Source organism: Chroococcidiopsis cubana SAG 39.79 (assembly GCF_003991895.1).
GTDB classification, from domain to species: domain Bacteria; phylum Cyanobacteriota; class Cyanobacteriia; order Cyanobacteriales; family Chroococcidiopsidaceae; genus Chroococcidiopsis; species Chroococcidiopsis thermalis.
In genome coordinates, this window is sequence record NZ_RSCK01000221.1 from 1 (window position 1) to 3299 (window position 3299).

Annotated in this window: 4 protein-coding genes; 1 reads left to right on the forward strand and 3 read right to left on the reverse strand. The window is 44.8% G+C overall.

Going from position 1 to position 3299, the window contains the following annotated elements; all coding sequences use genetic code 11:
- Positions 1-378: 378 nt before the first annotated feature.
- From DSM107010_RS42710 to DSM107010_RS37375, 3 genes are all read right to left on the reverse strand, one after another.
- Positions 379-504, reverse strand: coding sequence for a hypothetical protein (locus tag DSM107010_RS42710; protein ID WP_258184113.1), 126 nt, complete (start codon positions 502-504; stop codon positions 379-381).
- A gap of 940 nt (positions 505-1444) precedes the next feature.
- Entirely contained in the window at positions 1445-1678 is a 234-nt protein-coding gene (locus tag DSM107010_RS40810; protein ID WP_127025377.1) for a hypothetical protein, read from the reverse strand.
- The gene (locus DSM107010_RS37375; RefSeq protein ID WP_199756047.1) at positions 1663-2838 is read right to left on the reverse strand and encodes a transposase; all 1176 of its coding nucleotides are present in this window, start codon (positions 2836-2838) and stop codon (positions 1663-1665) included. Before DSM107010_RS37375 ends, DSM107010_RS40810 begins: the two co-directional genes overlap by 16 nt.
- A gap of 120 nt (positions 2839-2958) precedes the next feature.
- Here DSM107010_RS37375 and DSM107010_RS37380 point away from each other — a divergent pair, with 120 nt between their 5' ends.
- A complete protein-coding gene (locus DSM107010_RS37380; protein WP_127025379.1) occupies positions 2959-3267 on the forward strand; it encodes a hypothetical protein in 309 nt (102 codons plus the stop codon).
- Positions 3268-3299 lie beyond the last annotated feature (32 nt).

The window sequence follows — 3299 nt, forward strand, 5'->3', positions numbered from 1 at the left end:
GCTCCAAGGCTTTGCTCCTACAAGGTTGAGCGCATAATTGCATCTTAGCTCAACTGGTATTCTGTTTGATAGAAACCGCCATTACGGTAGTTTATACACCTGACCTTAAGCTCGTGCATACAATCAGGTTGAGGCTCAAACGCTACCACCCTCATACCTGCCTCTAGCATTGCAAAGGTTTTTTTGCCAACATTAGCGCCAACATCGAAGCAAAGACTATCTGGCTTTAATAGCTTCGAGTAAAAAGCTACCTCTTGACGGTGTTCAAAATACCTATATATAGATCTAATTGGTCGGTACAGTCCAATTTTAGAAAGGAGTTGCCGGGTGAATTTTGTGTTTAGGGTTTTCATTGCGTGTCCTGGTGATAGAGGAGGGTTAATACACAATCCTGACTACTTTCCAACCGTCATCCACTTGTTTCAATTCCGCTACACCATCGTGTAAGTAACATTCAGCTTTCACGCGCCCATCGTCATAAGTAAACTTAATAATGTTGCGCATGAATTGTTTACTACTGATGGTATAAATTGTCTGGTTTTCCAGTATCTCTACACTCATAAGTTCGCTATCGACCCCACACCTATACAGCCATATAACGATCAATAAAAATAAACTGTATCTTTTGCAGCATAAGCTTCACTCTTTTATGAGTCTATTTTTAGTTAAAGTATTTCAACTATTTAATAGTGTAGTCTCTTAGGTGCTTACTAACACCTTATTTATCATTGGTTTCCGTAATTATAACTATTAGGATATGGCACCACTAGTATGAACTAGCTCATCGAATACGGGTTCAAGGATCGCAGCCATAGACTCAAGAGTTTTATCAACTCGCTTATGACCTTCTTGTGCATAATGCAATAAAAGTTTATGAATTAGCGTGCCGAGTAATTAAAACCACCATCCCAACCCCTCTATCACTCCCTCTTATCTGGGGGCTTTTTTTATGCGATCGCTAATCTCCGCCAAGAACCAACTATCTTACAAACAACCATAACACCCCACGTCCTATCATCTCATTAGCGGTCGATAGCAACGCCTTGAAGCCCTGATAAATACCTTCTGGATAGATTCATTTACACTTTTTTACTAGTTCAACGAGATTGCGTCATTTGAGGCTATCAAAGAAGACTGAAAAAATTTCATTTTGTAACAAATTTTGTACACCGTCAAAACGTATTTGTTTGTGACGAGAGAATCTCGATTGACGGTTCGATGGTCATCAATATAGTATACACAGAGCATTTTCTGGTTTTGAAAGAATTACTGGGGGCATTTGTTGGGTATGAATGTTGCTCTTTTTTCAACAACCGCCACAATCACGACTTCTCCGTAACTGAGACACCCCTTTTGTAAGCGCCGCGTTTTGCCACCTTCCAGCCTCTATGAGTTTATACCTAGTCCGTTTCAGCGATCGCCATAACCCACACATTCGTAAGTATTAATACTTAGTCAACGTAATGCGCTCTAGAACCGCCGCAAACACCCCCAACCATACAAACGTACCAACACTTAGATAGACCCACCTTCCTGTCCCTCGCACAACCCTTACTACGTCTACCTTCCACAACGTCTCCCGCCAGCACCTAACCTCTAAGATTTCTACCGTCAGAGAAAAATCAGTCCGCGATCGCCTCCGATTATTCTTTCTAAGGTATCTCAGATCTTGCAGCATTCTCGATAAGCAAGAATGGGTAAAGGTTTGAGGATAATTTCAAAATCGAATTGTGCAGCAATGTCAGCATTGACTCGGATGAACCGCAGCAATTGTAACCACAGAACCGAGGGAAACAGTACAGTTAATGCCAAATCACTGGCAGCTTTCCAATCCAGGACAGGAGGTAGTGACCATTGGTCAATCCAATGCGCCAATAGATAGGCAATTAGCGATAGGATGAGCCAGCGATAGACACCAAGTTTCGTAGTTTGCCCAAAGCGATGCAGCCCAAAACGATGTTTGCTCGTTTTGAAAAAGCCCTCAATGCAAGAGCGCTTACGTCCTAGCCGCACCAGATAAATGCCAGAGTAAGGATGGGTAGAAACGACAAAGCGCAGTTCTCGCTTGCCTTCGGCTCGTTTGAGCCAGAACCAGGACACCGTCAGTGGCTGTGTGTCTCCCGCTAAATACACCTGTTGTCCACGGTTGGCATGGCGATACAGTTGCTTTAGATGACGACCGTCCTGCATTTTGCGATTGCAGCGCATCCCCACGACTGCTCGCCACGACTGCTTTCGCACTGCTGTGAGAAACTCTACGGTGCCAAACTCCGTATCTGCCTGTACAATCACCACCCTGCCCTGACTCAACTGGGTTGGAACCGTTGCCAACAACTTGCACGCTAATTGTACTGGGCTGGGATAGCCTTTGCCCCGCCAGACCCGAAAGCTCCAAGGCACTCGCCACTCACCCACCACCAGGTACAATACTACTAAATGTAATCCCCGCTTACCGTTAAGTATTCTCACCCAGGGGTCAGGTGCCTTGGGGTCATTCGTCGGCGTACTCAACTGCAAAAACTTGCCGCACTTTTCTAATGTCGTTAGATCGATCAACACTCGCAAAGGAGTGCTTGGATGAGGGGGATGAGCGGTCACTTGCTGCAACACCATTTGACGAGTCGTGCGAATCACGCTACGAGTAGACCAATTGTAGTGATTCAAAAATCGACTCAATGAAGAAGCGGATTTCACCTGGGTGTGCTGGGGTAAAGGATATCCTTGAGCTTCAAGAAACAGCCCGAACAGGGCGTTTAGACTGGCTTTCTGGTATGTGCTAGGCATTAAGCAAAGAAGGCTATAGACTAGCCCTTGGGCGTATTCGACGATGGTTTCCATAATCGTCAACTCAAATTATTCCTACGCCCTTTCTTCCAGATTTTGGCTCTTTTGGCAACCCTTTATTGAGAATAGTGCAAGATCTCAGGTATAGTAATCATGGAATTTCAGCAGATATTTTTGGATCGAGGATACATTATCGGTGCGGTTGAACCCGCTGAAGCTGCGTACCCAGTGACGACATACAAAGGACGCAAAGCGGAAACGAAACAGAAGATCCTGTGCTACGAAGCGGTTGGTAGTCACAAACCAATAGTGTTTGAACGATTTCTGAGGACCGGCGTGGGGCAAATGCTACATGTCAAGGTAATCGACTATTGGGAAGAAGACGACCGGGCATATCTCGTAGTTGGACTTCGTGGTCATGCCATACAACGCTTTGGACTGGAGTTTAGACTAAATCAAGAAAAAAGCGGTCAATCCTGTTGAAGTGACCACTTTTTGGTCAATGCTGAGATTTA

Excerpts from the sequence above, each read along its gene's own strand:
- DSM107010_RS37375 (WP_199756047.1), bottom strand. The coding sequence starts at position 2,838 with ATGGAAACCATCGTCGAATACGCCCAAGGGCTAGTCTATAGCCTTCTT.
- DSM107010_RS40810 (WP_127025377.1), bottom strand. The coding sequence starts at position 1,678 with ATGCTGCAAGATCTGAGATACCTTAGAAAGAATAATCGGAGGCGATCG.
- DSM107010_RS42710 (WP_258184113.1), bottom strand. The coding sequence starts at position 504 with ATGCGCAACATTATTAAGTTTACTTATGACGATGGGCGCGTGAAAGCT.